The organism is Mucilaginibacter angelicae (genome assembly GCF_042434235.1).
Taxonomy (GTDB): Bacteria; Bacteroidota; Bacteroidia; order Sphingobacteriales; family Sphingobacteriaceae; genus Mucilaginibacter; species Mucilaginibacter angelicae.
In genome coordinates this window covers 99,475-119,830 of sequence record NZ_JBHLTS010000023.1, presented here as the reverse complement: position 1 = coordinate 119,830, position 20,356 = coordinate 99,475, and the positions used below count along the sequence as shown (strand labels likewise).

At 40.7% G+C, this 20,356-nt stretch carries 15 protein-coding genes and 2 tRNA genes; 15 read left to right on the top strand and 2 right to left on the bottom strand.

Going from position 1 to position 20,356, the window contains the following annotated elements:
• The first annotated feature begins 8 nt into the window (after positions 1-8).
• From ACFFGT_RS17660 to ACFFGT_RS17590, 15 genes are all read left to right on the top strand, one after another.
• Positions 9-1,070, top strand: coding sequence for a glycosyltransferase (locus ACFFGT_RS17660; RefSeq protein WP_377023854.1), 1,062 nt, complete (start codon positions 9-11; stop codon positions 1,068-1,070).
• A gap of 58 nt (positions 1,071-1,128) precedes the next feature.
• The gene (locus ACFFGT_RS17655; protein WP_377023853.1) at positions 1,129-1,569 is read left to right on the top strand and encodes a hypothetical protein; all 441 of its coding nucleotides are present in this window, start codon (positions 1,129-1,131) and stop codon (positions 1,567-1,569) included.
• A gap of 210 nt (positions 1,570-1,779) precedes the next feature.
• Positions 1,780-2,865, top strand: a complete 1,086-nt coding sequence (locus tag ACFFGT_RS17650; RefSeq protein ID WP_377023852.1) for an NAD-dependent epimerase — start codon at positions 1,780-1,782, stop codon at positions 2,863-2,865.
• Positions 2,866-2,922: 57 nt separating this feature from the next.
• Entirely contained in the window at positions 2,923-4,053 is a 1,131-nt protein-coding gene (locus ACFFGT_RS17645; RefSeq protein ID WP_377023851.1) for a glycosyltransferase family 4 protein, read from the top strand.
• Positions 4,054-4,079: 26 nt separating this feature from the next.
• Positions 4,080-4,883: a phytanoyl-CoA dioxygenase family protein gene (locus ACFFGT_RS17640; protein WP_377023850.1), complete on the top strand. Its 804-nt coding sequence runs from the start codon at positions 4,080-4,082 to the stop codon at positions 4,881-4,883.
• Positions 4,884-4,914: 31 nt separating this feature from the next.
• A complete protein-coding gene (locus tag ACFFGT_RS17635; protein ID WP_377023849.1) occupies positions 4,915-5,889 on the top strand; it encodes a hypothetical protein in 975 nt (324 codons plus the stop codon).
• Positions 5,886-6,404: a GNAT family N-acetyltransferase gene (locus tag ACFFGT_RS17630; protein ID WP_377023848.1), complete on the top strand. Its 519-nt coding sequence runs from the start codon at positions 5,886-5,888 to the stop codon at positions 6,402-6,404. The genes ACFFGT_RS17635 and ACFFGT_RS17630 overlap by 4 nt, the downstream gene beginning before the upstream one ends.
• Before the next feature lie 11 nt (positions 6,405-6,415).
• Positions 6,416-7,441, top strand: coding sequence for a GNAT family N-acetyltransferase (locus ACFFGT_RS17625; RefSeq protein ID WP_377023847.1), 1,026 nt, complete (start codon positions 6,416-6,418; stop codon positions 7,439-7,441).
• Between the two features lie 25 nt (positions 7,442-7,466).
• Entirely contained in the window at positions 7,467-9,419 is a 1,953-nt protein-coding gene (locus ACFFGT_RS17620; RefSeq protein WP_377023846.1) for a polysaccharide biosynthesis protein, read from the top strand.
• 138 nt (positions 9,420-9,557) lie between these two features.
• Complete coding sequence (locus ACFFGT_RS17615; RefSeq protein ID WP_377023845.1) at positions 9,558-11,072, top strand: PAS domain-containing protein; 1,515 nt, start codon at positions 9,558-9,560, stop codon at positions 11,070-11,072.
• A gap of 578 nt (positions 11,073-11,650) precedes the next feature.
• Entirely contained in the window at positions 11,651-12,088 is a 438-nt protein-coding gene (locus tag ACFFGT_RS17610) for a helix-turn-helix domain-containing protein (protein ID WP_377023844.1), read from the top strand.
• 209 nt (positions 12,089-12,297) lie between these two features.
• A complete protein-coding gene (locus ACFFGT_RS17605) occupies positions 12,298-13,749 on the top strand; it encodes an MBOAT family O-acyltransferase (protein ID WP_377023843.1) in 1,452 nt (483 codons plus the stop codon).
• A gap of 3 nt (positions 13,750-13,752) precedes the next feature.
• Positions 13,753-14,706 carry an LB_356 family protein gene (locus ACFFGT_RS17600; RefSeq protein ID WP_377023842.1) on the top strand — a complete coding sequence of 318 codons (954 nt, stop codon included), beginning with the start codon at positions 13,753-13,755 and terminating at the stop codon, positions 14,704-14,706.
• Positions 14,707-14,951: 245 nt separating this feature from the next.
• Positions 14,952-16,073, top strand: coding sequence for an alpha/beta hydrolase (locus ACFFGT_RS17595; protein WP_377023841.1), 1,122 nt, complete (start codon positions 14,952-14,954; stop codon positions 16,071-16,073).
• 205 nt (positions 16,074-16,278) lie between these two features.
• A complete protein-coding gene (locus ACFFGT_RS17590; protein ID WP_377023840.1) occupies positions 16,279-19,683 on the top strand; it encodes an ABC transporter permease in 3,405 nt (1,134 codons plus the stop codon).
• A gap of 92 nt (positions 19,684-19,775) precedes the next feature.
• Here the strand turns inward: ACFFGT_RS17590 and ACFFGT_RS17585 are convergent.
• A tRNA-Pro gene (locus tag ACFFGT_RS17585) sits at positions 19,776-19,849 on the bottom strand.
• Positions 19,850-19,946: 97 nt separating this feature from the next.
• Positions 19,947-20,020: transfer RNA gene (locus tag ACFFGT_RS17580), tRNA-Pro, on the bottom strand.
• Positions 20,021-20,356: the final 336 nt, after the last annotated feature.

Here is a 20,356-nt window from a genome sequence, read left to right as displayed (position 1 = left end):
TGCCTGAAATGAAGCCTAAATTACTTTTTGTTTCAATCACCGATAAGGCAAACGGAGCCGAAAACATATTATTACAAGCGGCCCGGGCCAGTAACGCCAGCCTGCTATTTTTAAAAAAAGTAGATAGTGGGGGGCTAAATATACCAGGTGACCTGCATGCCGAATATGTAAGTACCAATAGCGTATCCGGCGGCTTTTTCCGGTTAGTAAAAAGCTTAAGCCACTACCGTACCGATCATATTGTTTTTAGTACCCATCCCTATTTAAATGCCTATCTGGGCTTTTTAAAGCGGATTGGTTATTTAAAATCAAAACTTATTGTAAGGGAATGCTCATCTGTTTTAACCCGTTATAGTGGTTTAAAAAAATGGAGTTATAAGGTAGCCTATTGGCTTGGCTATCCCGGCGTAAATTTAGTGGTATGCCAAACCTGCAGCATGCGCGATACCTTTGTGCAGCACCTTCCATACATTGACAGGCGAAAGGTAATTATTCAAAAAAACCCGATTGATATTGAACAAAACTTGATAAAAGCCGAAGCAGCGCTGCCTGCTGCCGATGCAACTGCTGAGTTTATTTGCGCAGCCGGGCGGCTCATACCTGAAAAAGGTTTTGACATACTGATTATGGCTTTTGATGAAATTAAAGCATCTCGCCCTAAGCTGAAGCTGCTCATATTTGGCGAAGGCCCGGAACAAGCTTCACTTGAGAATTTGATCAGTGCATTAAAATTAGAAGACCGGGTTATATTAAAGGGATGGATAGCCAACCCAATGCCCTATTTTAAACACGCAAAAGCCTGCGTTGTATCATCAATAAAAGAAGGTTTCCCAAATGTGTTGTTGCAAATGATGATCCTGAACCCAGTGGTGATCAGCACCAACTGCGCGGGAGGTATTGACGAGATCCCTGGCATTTACCTGGCCGAAGCCGACAATGTAAATTCTTTAACCTCAGCTATCAACACTGCCCTGAGCACTAAAAAACATAATAAGGACCTAATAATGCAATATGTAGAAGACCGTACCCCCGAAATTTTTATTAAATCAATATTAAATGCACTGGTATAACCTGCCCCCAACCTATACATAGTAGCGCAACAACTTTAACTAACTAAAATAAAATTTTATGAAAACAATTATTAAATCCATCCGAAATGTTGTGTTGCCCATAATAACAACTGTAGCTATGGTAGCTACTGTTACCGGCTGTAAAAAAGCCCAGCAGCCAACGCCAACCGTACCTACAACTACTCCTGTTACGCCACAGCCACAGGACGAATCCATCAAAGCGATAAGCTTGATAGGATTGAGAGTCGACAGCGGTTTTTGTTACAAAATTGGCTATGACCTGCCTGAAATTGGGGATTCAAATACCTCACCAACGGTTTCAAAACTAAGGCTGTTTGAAAATGGTGTTGAACTTGGGCCGGCCCACTCTACCCATAATGATATCCGTAATTTTGGGCTGGGGCAATTCAGCCATTGGGGCAACACACTGTATTTCTCAACGTCAGACAATAGCGATCCGCTTAAAAACGGGAGAAAGTACACTTATACCATGAAGTAGGATTATCAAATCACACTTAAAAACTCTCGCAATTTGGTATAATTATTACTCAGATAAATCAATAATTACATCTACCTACCTTCTCCGGTCATCATTTCCTGCTACCCGGAAATTTACCCGGAACCCGCTTAAACGTTCGCGCTATTAATTAACCAGTTAATTAACCGCCTTTCCTCACAAGGCTTCATTTAAACCTAATTTCACTTATTTATGAAAATTTTAATCACCGGCACCGCGGGATTTATTGGCTATCATTTAACCCAAAAACTACTAAAACGAGGTGACACCGTTGTAGGCATTGATAACATTAATGACTACTATGACGTAAAGCTAAAACACGACCGATTGCTGGATGCCGGCATAAAAGTATCAGGAATGGTTTATAACAAACCTGTTTGCAGCACCAAATATCCAAATTATACATTTATAAAGCTGGATATCACAGATAAGGAAAACCTGGAACAGCACTTTAAAAATTACCAGTTTGATGCCGTTTGCAACCTGGCTGCCCAGGCAGGCGTACGCTACAGCCTTACTAACCCCGAGGTTTATATCGACTCGAACATAAAAGGCTTTTTAAATATCCTGGAGTGCTGCAGGCATTTCAAGATTGATCACCTTGTTTACGCCAGTTCGTCAAGCGTTTATGGTTTAAACAAAAAAATGCCATTCAGCGAGCATGATATTGCCGATCATCCGGTTTCACTATATGCGGCGTCAAAAAAAGCCAACGAAATGATGGCGCATACCTACAGCCATTTATTTAACCTGCGCACTACAGGTTTACGTTTTTTTACCGTTTACGGGCCCTGGGGCCGGCCGGATATGGCTTTATTCATTTTTACTAAAGCTATCCTGGAAGGTAAGCCTATTCAGGTTTTCAATAACGGCAATATGCTGCGCGATTTTACCTATGTAGATGATATTGTTGAAGGCATTACACATGTTATTGACAAACCAGCCGAACCAAACTATCTGTGGAATGCCAATGATCCGGATCCGGCTACTTCTTCTGCACCTTTCAGGGTATTTAACATTGGCAGGGGCGCACCGGTTAACCTGCTTGATTTTGTTAGCGAAATTGAAACACAGGTAAACAAAAAAGCAATCAAAACATTAATGCCGATGCAGGATGGTGATGTGGCCGAAACCTGTGCCGATGTTTCAAATTTAGATGAAATGCTGAACTACAAACCTCAGGTTTCGGTTCATACAGGGGTTGAGCGGTTTATAGCCTGGTATAAAAAGTATTATCATATAAAAAACATCAAACCAGAGCCGGTTCTTGTTCACTAAAGGCAGCGCTTCACAAAGCTTAAACCCTCCATATAACCTATTGCTTATTATACCATTATGACAAGCAAAAAAGTGCTGATCGCCTGCGATTCGGCCAAATCGCTGATTGATTTCAGAGGTAAATTAGTTGAGCTGATGCGAAAAGAACATACCGTATATGTTTTTACCCCCGCAATACCGCCCGAACAACGTGCAAAACTTGCATTGTTAAACATAGTTGTATTTGAAAACAAATTAAACGGCAGTAATGTATCCGTTTTATCTGATCTGAAATATGCATACAGGCTTTACCGGCTCATTAAACAGCTAAAACCTGATGTTTTTTTCCCTTACACCCTTAAACCGGTTATATACGGAACACTTGCAGCCAAACTTGCCGGAGTAGATAAAATAACTCCAATGCTTTCGGGCCTGGGTTATACTTTTGTGGCCGGCAATAAATCTGCCATAAGCAAAATTAGCCGCACCCTGCTTAAGTTCAGTCTCAGAAACAGGCCGGGCTTGTCTGTCATATTTCAAAATAAAGATGATGTTCAAACCCTGCTTAATTCTAAAATAATATCTGCAAAACATCAAACAGCAGTTGTCAACGGCTCTGGAGTTGATTTGAACCACTATACACCTACTCAGCCGGATATCAATAACATAAGCTTTATCATGGTATCCAGGCTTATTAACGCTAAAGGGATCCGTGAATATTTTGAAGCCGCGCAGATTGTGTACTTAAAACATCCGCAGGTAACTTTTAAACTCATTGGGCCTTATGATGATAATGTTGATGCCATTCATCCCGATCTGTTTGCGGAGATAAAACATAGAAGTGTTATTGATTACCTGGGTGCTGTTGACGATGTACGGCCGTACATAAGCGGATCATCTGTAGTTGTATTGCCTTCATATTACAGGGAGGGCATCCCCCGGTGCCTGCTTGAAGCCATGGCCATGGCACGCGCCATTATAACCTGCGATTCGGTTGGATGCCGGGAAACTGTTGAAACTTCTGTCAATGTTAACGGCTTTTTAATACCTGTTAAAAACACAGCCGAGCTTGTACGCAAAATGGAATACTTCATAATCAACAACCAGGCTATCAGCAGCTTCGGGCTTAACGGACTGGCGTTGGCAAAGGAAAAATTTGACGTGCATAAAGTAAACGCCAGGATGATGCAGATAATGGAGCTAAACTAATCAACTGTAAACCAATAATACAATACATGAAAAACAGACTTTATTACGGAGAGAGGCATTTTGAAGATTTTCGCGTTGCTATGCGTGATTATGGATGGGTTATTTTTGAAAATGCCTTAGATGGAGATTTTGTTGCAACTATCAATGAGGACTTAAAGGAAGCTTATGTTAAACGACGGGCCATACAGGAAAAAAATGGGATAAGCGCTAATATGACAGGCACGCTCCACCACCTTGTTGAAAAAGGCAATTTCAGTCTTCCGTTTATTGAAAAAATGTATTGTGCTGATGAATTAGCTTATTTTTTGGGTGGCAACTATATATTGAACGGCTTTAACGCAGTGATTCAACTTCAGCAGGAACATCCCTATTTGAGTAATATGCACCGCGACGTGCGCACCTTTATGGGCGATACCAAATTACTGGTGCAAATGATAGTTACCCTTGATGATTTTACACCGGAAAATGGTGCTACCTATTTTTTATCAGGCTCGCATAAAACGGATATCAAACCTAATGAAGCTTATTTTTACGAAAATGCCGACAGAGCTGTAACACCTAAAGGCAGTATTATTCTTTTCGACTCAAATATATGGCATGCAGCCGGCGAAAATAAAATGATCAAGCCGCGCCGCGCATTAACGCTGGGATTTACCCGCCCCTTTATTAAACCACAAATGGACTACCCAAGGGTATTAGGTTACGATTTCATTGACCAGCTAAGTGCCGATCAGCGGCAGGTACTGGGATACAATTCACGGATTCCTGAAAACCTTGATGAATATTATCAGCCCATTCATTTAAGAATGTATAAAAGCGACCAGGGATAACAACTTTATTTTTCACACTCAATTTACGGTCATGCAAAAAAATAAGGCCGCTTTAAAACCCATAGGAGGGTATTTAGAGCTGGAACTGCCCAAAGGGAACGAATACTACCCCGATTTGGTTCATTTAAACACAGGGCGTAATGCGTTAGAATACATATTGATACAAAAAAAATATCCTAAAATTTACATCCCTTATTTTACCTGCGATGTGCTTCTTGAGCCCCTTATAAGAACAGGCGTTCAATACCAGTTTTATCATATCGACAGGCAGTTAGATCCCGTTATTGATTTTGAAATTGAACCTGATGCCTGCTTTTTATACACTAATTATTTTGGAATAAAACAGGCAAAAGTACTGGAGCTTAGCGGCAAAATCAAAAACCTGATAATTGATAATTCGCAGGCCTTTTTTTCAGAACCGCTTGCCGGTATTGATACATTTTACTCCTGCCGCAAGTTTTTTGGCGTTCCGGACGGCGCATATTTAAGCATCAAAAGAAAACTTGCTAAAAAGCTCCCTGTAGATACCTCGGTACATCGCTTTTCGCACCTGATAAAAAGCATTGATGAAGGTATAGAAGCCGGGTATTCTGATTATGTTAATAACAGCAAAGACCTGGAAAACAACGAGATAAGATCAATGTCGTTATTAACCCGTAAAATACTTTCAAGCATTAATTACAACGAATGTGTATTTGTACGGCAGCGAAACTTTAATTTTTTGCATAAACACCTTGCCGAATTTAACCTGCTCAAATTTGACGCCACCGATGAGCATACCGTACCAATGGTTTATCCTTTTTTGAATAACGACCGCCATCTAAAAGTACACCTGATACAGAAAAAAATATACGTAGCTACTTATTGGCCCAATGTGTTTAAGTGGACCAAAAAAAACACCGACGAAAATTACCTGGCTCATTGCCTGGTACCATTGCCAATTGATCAACGCTATGATCTTCAGGATATGTTTAATATGTTAAATACGCTAAGACTTTTTTTATGACCATTTCAGTTTACATACGCCCCCTTGTAATAGAAGATGCGTCCGTATCTTATGCATGGCGAAATGACCCGCTAATATGGGTTTACACCGGCTACAAACCCACTCATTATATCAGTTCGGAAATTGAAACAGCCTGGTTACGTGAAAAACTGGCCAAACCCGACCAGCTCAGATTTGCTATTTGCGTTAAAGAGCTTAATACCTACATAGGTAATATCCAACTGCTGGATATTACTGACCGTGACGCCGAACTGCATCTGTTTATTGGTAACAAACTTTACTGGGGTAAAGGAATTGGGTACCAGGCAACAGTACAAATGATACGGTACGGTTTTTTGATTAAGGAACTGGAGGAGATTTATTTAAAGGTACACCCGGCAAATATTGCGGCAATAACTGTTTATGAAAAAGCAGGTTTTGAAATTACCGGTAAAGCAAATGACATGATCACAATGAGTATTACTAAAAGCAAATTTATTCACCTTCAAAATCAGGAACATAATTCTATCTCCTAAACTTTAACTCAATGATTAAGATTTTTACCCTCCTCAACAAAGAGGAATGGATTTCTTATGTGGGCAACTCGGCAGAGTATGATTTTTATCATACGTGGCATTACCACTCCCTTGAAACAGCCGGCGAACCCATTTTATTTGTTTATGAAGAAGCAGATACTTACATCGGCTTTCCGCTGCTGCAGCGAAAAATTCCGGGATCTGATTACAGCGACCTCACCTGTGTATACGGATTTTCGGGTCCCCTTTCGAACAAAAAAATTGATGAGATAGATGAGGCAATGATGGATAACTATAAAGTTGCCTTCAATAATTTCCTTATAAAGGAAAAATATGTATCTGTTTTTGTAAGGCTGCACCCCTTTTATAAGCAGCAAAAATTACTGGAGAAATTTGGGGGCGTTCATGAAAACGGCAAAACCGTTGTATTTGATCTTTCGCTTACCATTGATGAGCAGCGAAAAAAGTACAGGCAATCAACCATGGATGCTATTAAACACGCCTGGAAAAAAGGGTTCAGGGTAGAAGATGAAACCAATACCGCCGGCATAAACACCTTTGTTGAGATTTATACCGAAAACATGAAACGTGTAGGCGCCAGCAGCTACTACTTGTTTAACGAAAAATACTTTTCAGAAATATTAAACACCTCCGAATATGAAGCACGTTTATTAACTGTTTATGACAAGGATATAGCCATTGCAAGCACTATAATAGCCTTTACCAATGGCATTATCCAGGCCCATTTGGTTGGCGCCCGTGCAGAATACTTACATCATAGCCCAACCAAGTTCCTCGCAGACTCTATAACTCAGATAGGGAGGGAAAAAGGCATGAAATATTACAACCTGGGGGGCGGCCTCGGGTTTAAAAACGACAAGCTCTTTGATTGGAAATGCGCCTTCTCCGATCTCCATTTCGATTTTAAAACATGGAGATATATTGCCAATCCGGAAGTATATCGAATGCTTTTGCAGGATAAGGGCATTGAAGAAAATACCGAAGTGGATTTTTTCCCACTGTACAGATACGCTTAGATGATAATACTTAAATAAACCAGTTATGATATACCTCAAAAACTTATTGTTCCAGGAAAAGTTCCATTCAAGATGGCTAATCCTGGTAATTGACCTGATGGTGGTTTTGTTATCATTATGGACATCCCTGTATTTTAAAAACAGGCTTCAGTTTGATCCTGTAAGTCTTTATTACATGATATTTTACTGCGCCAATGCGGTGTTGGTTTTTATGATAATGAAAATACATACCTGCATTATCAGGTATTCCAATACAAGGGACATGATGCGGATTTTAATAACCGTACTGGCAAGTAATGTTACATTCCTGCTGTTATATCATACGTTCTTTGCTTTCTATCTTAAAATAGATGTAAGAGGATTGTTTGATGTGTTGCTGATCAATTTCTTTATCACCTCATCCATGCTGATGTGCATGCGTATTATTATCAAGGATGTTTTTAAATTCATTGAGGCAACAAGCTACAAGGTTGAAAAAGAAAATGTACTGATATACGGTTCAAACGAGCCTTCCATCCTTATCAAAAACACCCTCGAAGCACAAAAAGGGTTTATGCTAAATGTTCAGGGGTTTATTGACACCGGGGTTGACAGGATATCAAAATGCATTGAGCAAAAACGGGTTTATCCCATCAAATCAATTGATATGCTAAAAAACCGGTATGATATAAAGTCAATGCTGATAACATCTGAGGATATAAAAATTGACGGAAAAAGAAAAGCTGTTGAAAAATGTATCGAACTTGGTATAAAAGTTGTTGTTGTGCCCCCGTCAGATCAATGGATCAATGGCAAACCCAATTTAAACCAGTTTAAAGATTTAAAAATAGAAGACCTGCTTGAGCGAAAACCCATAAAGATCTGTAATGAACATATCCTGGGCGAAATTAAAGGTAAACGGATCCTCATCACGGGTGCCGCAGGATCGATAGGTTCAGAACTGGTTAGGCAAGTATTAATGTACAATCCTGAGTTTGTAGTATTATGTGACAGGGCCGAAACCCCGCTGCATGATATACAAATGGAAATTGAAGATGGCCTTTATGGCAACCGTACCCGCATCTTCATTGCCGATATCCAAAACACAGGCCGGATAAAAGCCCTATTTAATTTATACAGGCCTCAAATAGTGTTTCATGCTGCGGCTTACAAGCATGTACCCATGATGGAGAATAACCCTACCGAGGCTATTTTAACCAATGTGTGGGGCACAAAAAACCTGGCCGATATTTCCATTGAATATAAAGTTGAAAAGTTTGTGATGATATCAACAGATAAAGCTGTACGCCCTACAAACATCATGGGGGCCTCAAAACGTATTGCCGAAATGTATATCCAATCTTTAAATAATTTACTATTTGAAGAACATTTTTTTAACTCAGATCTATCACAAGGTAACCAAACCAGGTTTATAACAACCCGTTTTGGCAACGTTCTTGGATCTAACGGCTCTGTTATCCCCCGTTTTAAAGCGCAAATTGAAAAAGGCGGGCCTGTTACCGTTACCCATCCTGATATCACAAGATATTTCATGACGATACCTGAAGCCGTTCAACTGGTGCTTGAGGCAGAGGTAATGGGTAAAGGCGGTGAAATATTTTTGTTTGATATGGGCGAACCCGTGAAAATTGCCGACCTGGCCGCCAATATGATCAAGATGGCAGGCCTTATACCAGGAAAAGATATACAAATTGTTTACACCGGCCTGCGGCCCGGCGAAAAGCTGTATGAAGAGTTGTTAAATGCCGAAGAAGAAGTTATACCAACGTATAACAAAGACATTAAGATCTCAAAAAACATCCCTGTTAGTTACGCTAAGATCAACAATTTAATAAAAGATCTTTTGGAGCTTAACCTGCATAATGAAGTTGATTTGATGGTATCGAAAATGAAAACCATACTGCCCGATTACATCAGCAATAATTCACAATATGAAAAGCTCGATATAAAATTGATTGATAAACAGATGGCAAATTAAGCTTTTTTGTAAATTATATGATTCATCTCATAGGTTATCAATAATAATTTGCAGATTTAGGCAAATTATAACCTAAAAACTCATCCGCCTTATGATGGGTAAAATCGATGAGTATTATTTTTTTTAAGAGGAGATCCAATGTCCTTTGATCTGAATTCTAATTTTTTTGAAATAGCGTTCAATGTGACGGAGCACACGGAGGCTATGCTTGCCTATTGGGATAAAAACCTGATTTGCCGGTATGCCAATAAAGCTACGGCCGATTGGTTTGGAATAACTCCGGACCAAATGGTCAATAAGTCGCACCTTTCAGAAATTTTAGGTACTTTATTTGATGTACAGCTTCCTTATATCAATCGCGTACTGGAAGGTAAAATACAGGTTTTTGATCAGGTAATTCATTGGTATTCGGGCAAAGCAAAAAACGTACGGGTTACTTATCACCCAGATTATGTTGAAGCTGAAGTAAAGGGCTTTTATGCACATATGACGGATATCAGTCCGCTAAATAACAAACCCGTTGATGATGAAACAGGAATTGAAAAACTGCCTGAGTTTTTAACTCAAAATGACCAATTACTTGAAAATGTGGCTAAAACGTTAAACGAAAACCTGTTTACCGGATTTCCAAGTATCACCGCGCTTTCAAAAAAACATTTTGTATCTGAATCAAAGCTCAAAAGGGATTTTAAGCAGAGCTTTGGCCGCACAATTTTCTCTTATTACCGGTATCTGCAAATGGAAATTGCAGACAGATATATCAGGGAAAAGCGCTGCAATAAAAACCAGATGGCTGTAATGCTAAACTTTTCCAACCCATCAAATTTTTCGGCATGCTATCATAAATATTTGGAGGAAAAATCGGCAGGCCTGGAACCTGATCAGCCACAGAAACAAAACATCAATCATTATAAAACGCTGATTGAAGAAGCTCCTATAACTATTGCTATGTTCAATGCTGAGATGCAGTTTATTGCTGTTTCAAAAGGCTGGATCACCGAATACAATCTTCAAAACATAAATATTATTGGGAAAAGCATTTACGAAATTTTACCCGACACAAAAAAGAAATGCGAAAAGCTGCACCTTCACTGTTTAAAAGGTAACATATACCAGTGCGACGGGCTGCTGCTGAAAAAGAACAATGGAACCCGCTCCTGGTTAAAGTGGAATATCTATCCCTGGTTTAGCCCATCAGGAGAGGTTGGCGGATTATGTGTTCACACTGAAGACATTTCTAAAATTAAAGCTATCGAAAAAGAGAATGAAAGAGCAGCAAAACTTCTGAAAAGGGCCGCTACCTTTTCAAAAATGGGTACCTGGACAAGAGATCTGCTTACACACACCATGCAATGGGATAACGTTATAAAAAGTATCCTTGAATTACCTGAGTACTTTGTACCCGATATAAAAGCACTGTGGATGCTTCTTAAGCAGGGCAAAAGTCAAAAGCTTAGTAAAAAAGCGCTAAAAGATGCATTAAGATATGGCAGTCCTTTTGATATTGAAGTTGATATGATAACTGCAAAAGGTAATTCAAGAAGGATAAGAATTATTGGTTATCCTGAATTTCAAAATAATAAGTGCAAAAAACTATCCGGAATATTGCTGGATATAACTCCTATTTCGCCGTTTAAAACAACCGGCTATTAAAAGCGTTAATTATTCAGAAAATTATTTAGTTCCGAAATTCTAAAATCGGAAAAGAAAAAAAGCCAATTGATCTCCGAATTTTGCGAATTCATAAGTTTGAATAGGCTCCATTCTTTCAAATTATCCTATTTGTAAATAAATTACATTTAAAGTAAATTAAGCTATAAGAACATTCTTTTCAATGGGTAACAGTTTAATAACTTAACTATCACTCACAAAACAACTGCAGTTAACGCTCTTCAAAAAGCTGCCAGGCAGTGCTACAGTGCTCAATCAGCGTCGTTTACAGGTATAATTTGACCTTTTATAGGTTGAATAAAGAAAAGAAGTATACATACATTTAATACGTAAACACCAAAACAAAAGTTTCAAAAGACTACTGTTAGTTTACCAACACGGAAAAGTGAAGTATTGAATATTAACCAAATGGATAAACCTAAATCTTAAAATCATGACTCAAAAAAGCCAATTAGATATTTATGATCATAAGTATCAATAAGTAACCTGCAATTTTATAATAACCTAAATTTGAATATGCTAACCAACTAAAAATTGACAACCTAATCGAATCTAATCTTATGCACAGCAAAGTTTATTACCCAGTTAGCTCGTATATCAGTAATGATCAAAGATCAATTGGTATCAATGACACTCAGGATTTACATTTCGGTAAAATTGTGGAGCGAATTGTTAGACGTGACCATATGGGGATAAGTGAAATCGCCCGGAAACTCAATGTTAGCCGCAGAACCTTATACAATTGGTTCAACACCAAAAGGCTAAGCTTTGATATCATTTGCCAAATTGGAATTGTCATAGAGCATGATTTTTCAAAGGAGTTTCCAAATGAATTTGCCCTGAGGTTTAACTCACCAAATGCCGACAAGGATATCGAAACTCAGGAGGCTAAAGATGCCCCCCTTGATGCTATCTATTATTGGATGGATAAGTACATAAAACTGCTTGAAAAATTCAATGAGGCTTTACGTAATGAAAATACATTAAAACCCGATTAATAGCCGCCTGCACATCATATAACTTATTTCAATATTGATAAAACCTGTACTCAATTTTTAGTACAATATACAATATAAGTTAGCCGCTGCAAAAAGGCAGCCGGCTTATTGCTGCTTTTCATTAATACATCTACCTACCACCTACCTCTGTTTTCGCCGATTATTCTTAAGTCGACCCGGTTTCAGCTATTCCTATAATTAACGGTATCATGCTTTTCAATTCGTTTGGGTTCGGGATATTTCTGATAGTGGTTTTTGTACTTTATTGGTTTGTACTAAACCGAAAACTGCAGCAGCAAAATTTACTGCTGCTTGCAGCAAGCTATTTCTTTTACGCTTGCTGGGACTGGCGGTTTCTACTCCTATTAATCTTTTCCACCCTTTTAGATTATTTTACCGGGCTAAAAATGTTCCAGGCCAAAACCCAAGGCCTTAAAACCTTTTGGCTTTGGTTAAGCATATCTGTAAACCTGGGGTTTTTAGGTATTTTTAAATACTACAACTTCTTTGCATCATCGCTTGCAGGCTTATGCGCAAATATGGGGATCCATTTAAGCCCGTTCACGCTAAATGTAATTTTGCCTGTTGGGATTTCTTTTTATACATTCCATGGTTTATCATATGTAATTGATGTATATAAAAACCGCATTAAGGCCGAGCGAAACTTCATTGACTATTCGTTGTTTGTAAGCTTTTTTCCGCTGTTGGTGGCTGGGCCTATTGAACGGGCCACACACCTGTTACCCCAGGTAAAAACAACAAGAAAATTCGATTACCAGGAAGCAATTAATGGCCTGAGACAGATCCTCTGGGGATTGTTTAAAAAAGCTGTCATTGCCGATCAATGTGCCGACTATGCCAACACAATATTTGCAAACAGCTCGCATTATCCGGGCAGCACGCTCGTTTTAGGAGCAATATTTTTTGCTTTTCAAATCTATTGCGACTTTTCAGGCTATTCGGATATGGCGTTAGGCATAGCCAAACTTTTTGGATTTGAGCTACTGAGAAATTTTGCATTCCCTTATTTTTCAAGGGACATGGCCGAGTTTTGGCGCAGATGGCATATCTCGTTATCATCATGGTTCAGGGATTACCTGTACATCCCTCTCGGGGGCAGCAAAACCGGCACCTGGCTCAAAGTGCGAAACACCTTAATCATTTTTTTAGTCAGCGGTTTTTGGCACGGCGCTAACTGGACCTTCATCATCTGGGGACTTTTAAATGCACTATTTATTCTTCCTTCCATCCTGTTAAAAACAAACCGAAACCATCTCGAAATTGTAGCCAAAGGTAAAGCGCTGCCAACGCCGGTTGAATTTTTACAAATGGTACTCACATTTATACAGGTGATTTTTGCATGGATCTTTTTCAGGGCCGATAGTGTTACGCAAGCATTTAAATACCTTGGCGGGATTTTTTCAAGGTCGCTTTTCTCCGTGCCTCAACTTGACGTTAATAAGGCACAGTTACTTGAGCTGATCATTCTGATCTTCGCCTTTATAATAGTTGAGTGGCAGGGGCGCGAAAACCAGTATGCCATTGAAAAACTAACCTGGCTAAGAAGAAGAGGATACAGATTGGCTTTTTATTATACGCTGATTATGGTTATTTTTTTATTTACAGGGAAAGAACAGCAGTTTATTTATTTTCAATTTTAAGCCATGCACCGCTTTTTAATTAAAACCATAACATTTGCTTTGGTTGGCTGCCTGCTCATATTGGCTATTGCCTTAATTCCGGGCTTTATGGTAAATAAATTCTCAAAGTTTGGTATAAAGAACAATAGTACCATCGCGCTTTTTGGCCACTCGCACTCTGAGTGTGCTTATAATGATACCCTGATCCCCAAACTTACCAATCTGTCACATTCGGCCGAGTCATACTTTTATACCTTTCAAAAAGTAAAAAAATACCTGTCACAAAATCCACAGATAACAACGGTATTGATTGAGTTTTCAAACAACCAGATTGACACAAAAATGGATGACTGGACATGGGGATATACCTACATGTCGAACATGTTTCCGCAATACGCGTCTTTTATGGGCGTATCAGATTTTGAATTGCTTGCTAAGCATAATTCAAAATACTTTATGAATTGTATAGGCTTAGCAGCACGTACCAACCTCATTAAAGCGCTTTCATTTAATTATGATTATACCGGAAAAACAGGCGGGTATTTCAAAATAGAGGGTTCCAAACCCCTGCCATCAAGTAATCCGGCCAACGGAAACATCAAGACATCTTCAAACAAAAACACCATCTCAACAACCAACCTTCAATATCTGAGGAAGATCATAGATTATTGCACCAACATGCACAAAACCGTTTTCCTGATCAGGAGCCCGCAACACCCTTTGTATGAATACAGACATAATGAGGCCGAGTTTTCATTGATCCGCGAACGTTATTTCGGTGAGATAAAGTTCCTGGATTTCAATAATTATCCGTTAAAAAACGACGACTTTGCCGATTTTGGGCATTTAAACTTCAAAGGGGCTCTGAAATTTTCGGCATATATCAACCAACGCATCATAAACGGGATGCTCAACACTTCGTCCCCACCCCATGGGAGATCAATCGAAAACAGACAACTGGCAACAATCAATAACTAACAACTATACTTTAAAACGGGCCCGGTACAAAACGTACCGGGTTTATTTATTTTTAGACGGTAATTTTGTTCAGGTTCTGGTGCTACGGAAAGACTAAAACCTCTTTTTAAGAAGACTTAACAACACAACTTCAGAAGCTCTTTTTGCAAGATTTAAAGAAGCAGGCAGGTTAATTCGCGATATTTACTTATAAACCCTAAATTTAAAACGCAGGCCTAACGGCCACCTTCCTTAAATCAAAATAAATGAAGCTAACTAATATGGTTAACCGCGCTATAGTATCCGGTATATTGTTTTATATGATATGGAATGTAAGCCCGGGTATGGCCCAGGTACCAATCCGTGACCCGCATACGCCCGGCTATGTAACGGCCACGGAATTACCGGATGGCATCAATCCTTCGCCCGGCTCCGATGGAAATTTCATTATCGGCCCTACACATAACCCGGCACCGGAATCAATGGTACAGGTTAACGTACCGCAGGGTACCATATACCGTTTTACCATGGATTCAAAGGATAGCAAAATTTATTCTGGCATTGCCCGGGAGCCAAATACATTTGGCACACCTGATCCTGCAAACCCGGCTAAATTAATCGTCACTACAAGTCATCCTGCTTCTTATACCCGCCAGGTAGCAGTATATGTTCCCAAACAATATGTCGCCGGCACCGCAGCGCCGTTCATAATTGGCGCCGATGGGCCTGACAATTTGCTTTTCACGGTATTGGATAACCTGATTGCCGAAGGCAAAGTGCCTGCGATGATCGGCATCTCTATCGGTAACGGCAGCGGCGATGCCCAGGGTAGCCAACGGGGCCTGGAATATGATACCATGAGCGGCGTATACGCAGAATTTGTTGAAAATAAAATCCTGCCACTGGTAGAAAGCAAATGTCAGGTAAAACTAACCAAAGACCCTGAAGCCCGCGCTACCATGGGTGGCAGTTCGGGCGGGTCATGCGCCCTGATCATGGCATGGTACCATCCGGAATGGTACCACCGGGTGCTCACCTATTCAGGCACTTTTATAAACCAGCAATGGCCTTACAACCCCAAAACACCTCAGGGCGCCTGGGGATTTCATGATCATATAATCCCCAAAAGCAAACCAAAACCATTGCGGATCTGGATGGAGGTGGGCGATCAGGACCTTTTTAACCCAAACATAATGCGCGACGATATGCATGACTGGGTACTTGCAAATGAAAATATGGCAAAGGCACTTGCCGCCAAAAACTATAAATACCAGTTTATTTTTGCCCGCAACGCCCGGCACGTTGATTATAGCGTAAAAAAGCAAACATTGCCCGAAGCGCTGGAATGGCTTTGGAAAGATTATAATCCGGGGAAGGTTTCACAATGATGATTCTGAGCTTGTATAGTATTTACAGGATTTACTCACAAATCTGTATAGCTTTTTCAGGACGGGTCAACATATGACTCGTCCAATCGAAAGCGAACAATCCACTGTTCGCTTTTAATACATATGCAATATTAATTTCAGCATAATTTATTGACAATCAAATAACTGTTGAATTTGGAACGATGATTGAAGATTCCTACCATACTTGAGACCCTATTTTTTTCATATCAGCCCGTACGAGCTTGCCTCCCTGGGAACCCTGTTTTCGGGGCTGACACTTGCGCTGCTTTTAGGATTTGTAAAAAGAGGCCAAACAGCTAACCTTTTTTTAAGTCTGGCCTTAGCCGTAATTGTATTGAAGATTGTTGGGCTTACACCGTTTCTTTTTCCGGCGCTGGGTTCGTTATTGTATTTTTATTCAAGAAAGCTAACCTGCCCGGACCGCCGGTTCCGCCGGAAAGATATGCTGTATTTTTCCCCCTTGCTTATAGGATATTGGATGCCCGACTGGCTGGTTTTAATTTCGGTCATCATCTGTTTGTACCTGTCGCACCGGCTGATAGAGGATTTTTACCGCAGGCTTCGGCCAGTGCTGACGGACAGGCCACGTTTTGCGTTCCGGCGGCTGAACAGAGCACTGCTCCTGCTTGGTCTGTTTTGTGTCTTATCGTTGGTTAGTGATACTTTTTATTTGGCTCTTGCCCTGGTATTAATTGGAATGGCTGTGGAAGCGATACTGAAACCGGGTAACGATGTTCAACTGGCAATGCCAATAACTGACCGATCGGATGCGAGAGAAAAAGGCCGAAGGTTAAAAGAAGCAGTGGCGGCAAACCGTCTTTACGAAGATGCCGAATTAACGTTGACCACACTGGCAATAAAACTGGCTATCCATCCGCACGATCTGTCCCGGATCATCAACATAGGGCTGGAAAAGAATTTCAGCGATTTTATCAACGAATTCCGGGTTCGTGAAGTTGCACGAAAAATGCGTGAGCCGGCTTATGACAGGCTCACGCTGCTGGGTATAGCTTACGAGTCGGGGTTCAATTCCCAAAGAACTTTCAACCGGGTTTTTAAAGAGATAACAGGCAAAACCCCGGTTGAATATAAAAACAGCCTTAAAAAAGTGTGGCCAATTGATCAATTGGCTATATCATCACGAACACGCCCGGTAATATTGCGTTCGGAAAGCCCGCCAGTTTGGGCTGCCGCAACATTAAAACGCAATGTCATGATAAAAAATTATTTGAAGATCGCCTGGCGCAATACGATAAGTAACAAAGTTTACAGCGCCCTCAATATTACCGGACTCGCAGCAGGGATCGCTGTCACGTTACTGATCGCATTATGGGCCTGGCGCGAATATTCCTACGATCGTTTTCTTCCCAATTACACGCAGCTTTACCAGATCAAACTGAACTTTAACCAAAATGGCGATATTCAAACGCAAAACGGCGGCTGCCTGCCAATTGCCGGTGCCCTGCGCAGTAATTTTCCGGAAGTAAAATACGTTGCCGAGACGGGCTGGACATCAAGGCACAGTCTGATAGTCGGGGATAAAAAATTGTACCAGAAGGGCATGATCGTGGGGCACGACTTTTTAAAGATGTTTCAGTTTCATTTGCTTTCAGGCAACGCCGCTACTGTGCTGAATGAACCGTTTTCCATCATCCTTACCCAATCCGCTGCTAAAGCCTTGTTTGGTAATGATGATCCGATTGGTAAAGTGGTGCGTATCGACAACGCACATGATGTTAAAGTGGCTGGTTTGATGGATAATTTGCCTGATAATTCCACCCTGCAGTTCAGCTTCCTGTTGCCATTTAGTTATTGGGAGCAAACAGAACCATGGGTAAAGGCGGCAAGGGCAGACTGGACACATTACCCCTTTGATCAATATGTTGAATTGCAGCCGGGGGTAACTGAAGTACAATTTGCACCAAAGATCAAAAACCTGCTGAAGGGACGCGATCCCATCCACAAAGTCGAAATCGTTTTGCAGCCGGTAAAAAACTGGCACCTATATTCAGAATTCAAAAATGGAAAAGCATCCGGCGGCTTTATTGTTTTTGTGCGCATGTTCTGCATTATCGGTGCGTTGGTGCTTCTTATCGCCTGTATCAATTTTGTTAATTTGTTTACAGCGCGTTCGGAGAAAAGGGCAAGAGAAGTGGGTGTGAGAAAAGCGATCGGTTCGAACCGGGCCAACCTGATTTTCCAGTTCCTTACCGAATCTGTCCTGGTTACCTTTATAGCCGCTCTTTTTGCTATTGCCATTGTTCAGGTGTCGTTGCCTGGTTTTAATTCACTAACCGGCAATTCGCTGAAGATACCTTACGCTGCGCCTCTTTTCTGGATATCACTATTGGTATTTGTGTTATTTACCGGTGTAATGGCCGGCAGCAGGCCTGCTTTTTACCTTTCTTCCTTTAACCCGGTAAAAGTGCTGCGTGGTACACTCCAGCTTGGTAAAGCGGCGGCGTTGCCCCGTAAAATATTGGTCGTTATTCAATTTACCTGTTCTATCGCATTGATCATCGGTACAATCATCATTTATCAGCAGATAAGTCATGTTAAAAGCCGACCGACCGGCTATGACGCCGACCGGTTGATTATGACAACAATCACCCCCGATCTTAACCGCAATTATATCGCCCTTAAAAATGACTTATTACAAAGCGGATTTGTAGCAAATGTGACCAGGGCATCCAGCCCTATCCCTGTGATTGATTTCCAGGCCAGTTGTAACCTGTTAAACTGGCCGGGTAAAAACTCCGCAGAACCCCTCGGTATCTCCTACGCTGCAGTTTCAGAGGACTTTTTTAAAACCGCAGATATGAAAATGAAAGAAGGCCGGGAATTTGAGGGAACGCCAAATGATACACTCAACGTTATTCTTAACGAAGCCGCCGTCGGGAAATTGGGGCTGAAAACCCCTTTGGGCCAAATGCTGACCACTGAGTTAACGAAAGCGCCTGTACGGATCATCGGTGTAGTCAGGAACGCGGTCATTGGCTCGCCATTTTCGGCGATACAACCAGCCCTGTTTGTTTATAACCCGGATCTTTCAGGTACAGTGATCTATCGCCTTAAGCCTGTTGTGAATGTGCAGGATGCGATAAGCAAACTCGCGCGCATCTTTAATAAATATAATCCTGCTTATCCTTACGATTATCAATTTGCAGATGCAACTTATGACAGTAAATTCAAACAGGCACAACTGGTTGGTAAGCTATCCGCTGTTTTCGCGGGCTTAACGATACTGATCTCCTGCCTGGGACTGTTCGGCCTGGCGGCATACATGGCCGAACAACGTACCAGGGAAATCGGCGTTCGCAAAGTTTTGGGAGCTTCGCTTGGCAGTATCTGGTTATTATTGTCCAGGGACTTTATGGTGCTGGTAATAATCGGCTGTGTCGTTGCTTCACCTTTAGCGTTCTATTTTATGAACAACTGGCTCCAGCAATATGATTACCGGATTAGCATCGGCCCCTGGGTATTTATTTTATCGGCTTTAATAGCTATTGTAATTACTTTAATTACAATAAGCTTCCAGTCGATAAAAGCGGCTCTTGCCAACCCTGTAAAGAGCCTTCGGTCGGAGTAACTATGCTTTTCAGCAACTTACATTTTCTGACAAAATGATTTCAAACAAAAAACCGCCTTTGAATTTCTTTAAAGGCGGTTCTGATGGTATCGTCGGGATGGCAGGATTCGAACCTGCGGCCTCCACATCCCAAATGTGGCGCGATACCGGGCTACGCTACATCCCGTTTGGCTTTCGCCGGGTATTATCATTGTTCCAATCAGAAAATAAAACCCTCTAAACTTTCGGTTTAGAGGGTTTTGACACTCTTGGTATCGCTTTTGTCGGGATGGCAGGATTCGAACCTGCGGCCTCCACATCCCAAATGTGGCGCGATACCGGGCTACGCTACATCCCGTCTCCCTGATTGGGTGTGCAAAAGTAGGATTTTAAATCAAGTTGCAAAATTTTTTTTGAAAGATTTTTTAAGCACCTATATAATCTACTCATTAACAAAATATTGCCTTAAAATAAATTCTTCATGATTTTTCAGCAGCCTGAACAAGCTTATTATTAAACCTGATTTTTGATCAAAAACTTTTAAACCGGGTTTTATGCTATTCAATCACACCTCATACAAATCCACAAATTACCCTGGCCTTAGCATAGAAAAAAAAGAATGACCATACTCAATCATTCAATTTCAACAGTTAGCATATAAATTCGATAAATAAAAGCCGATATTTATATTTCA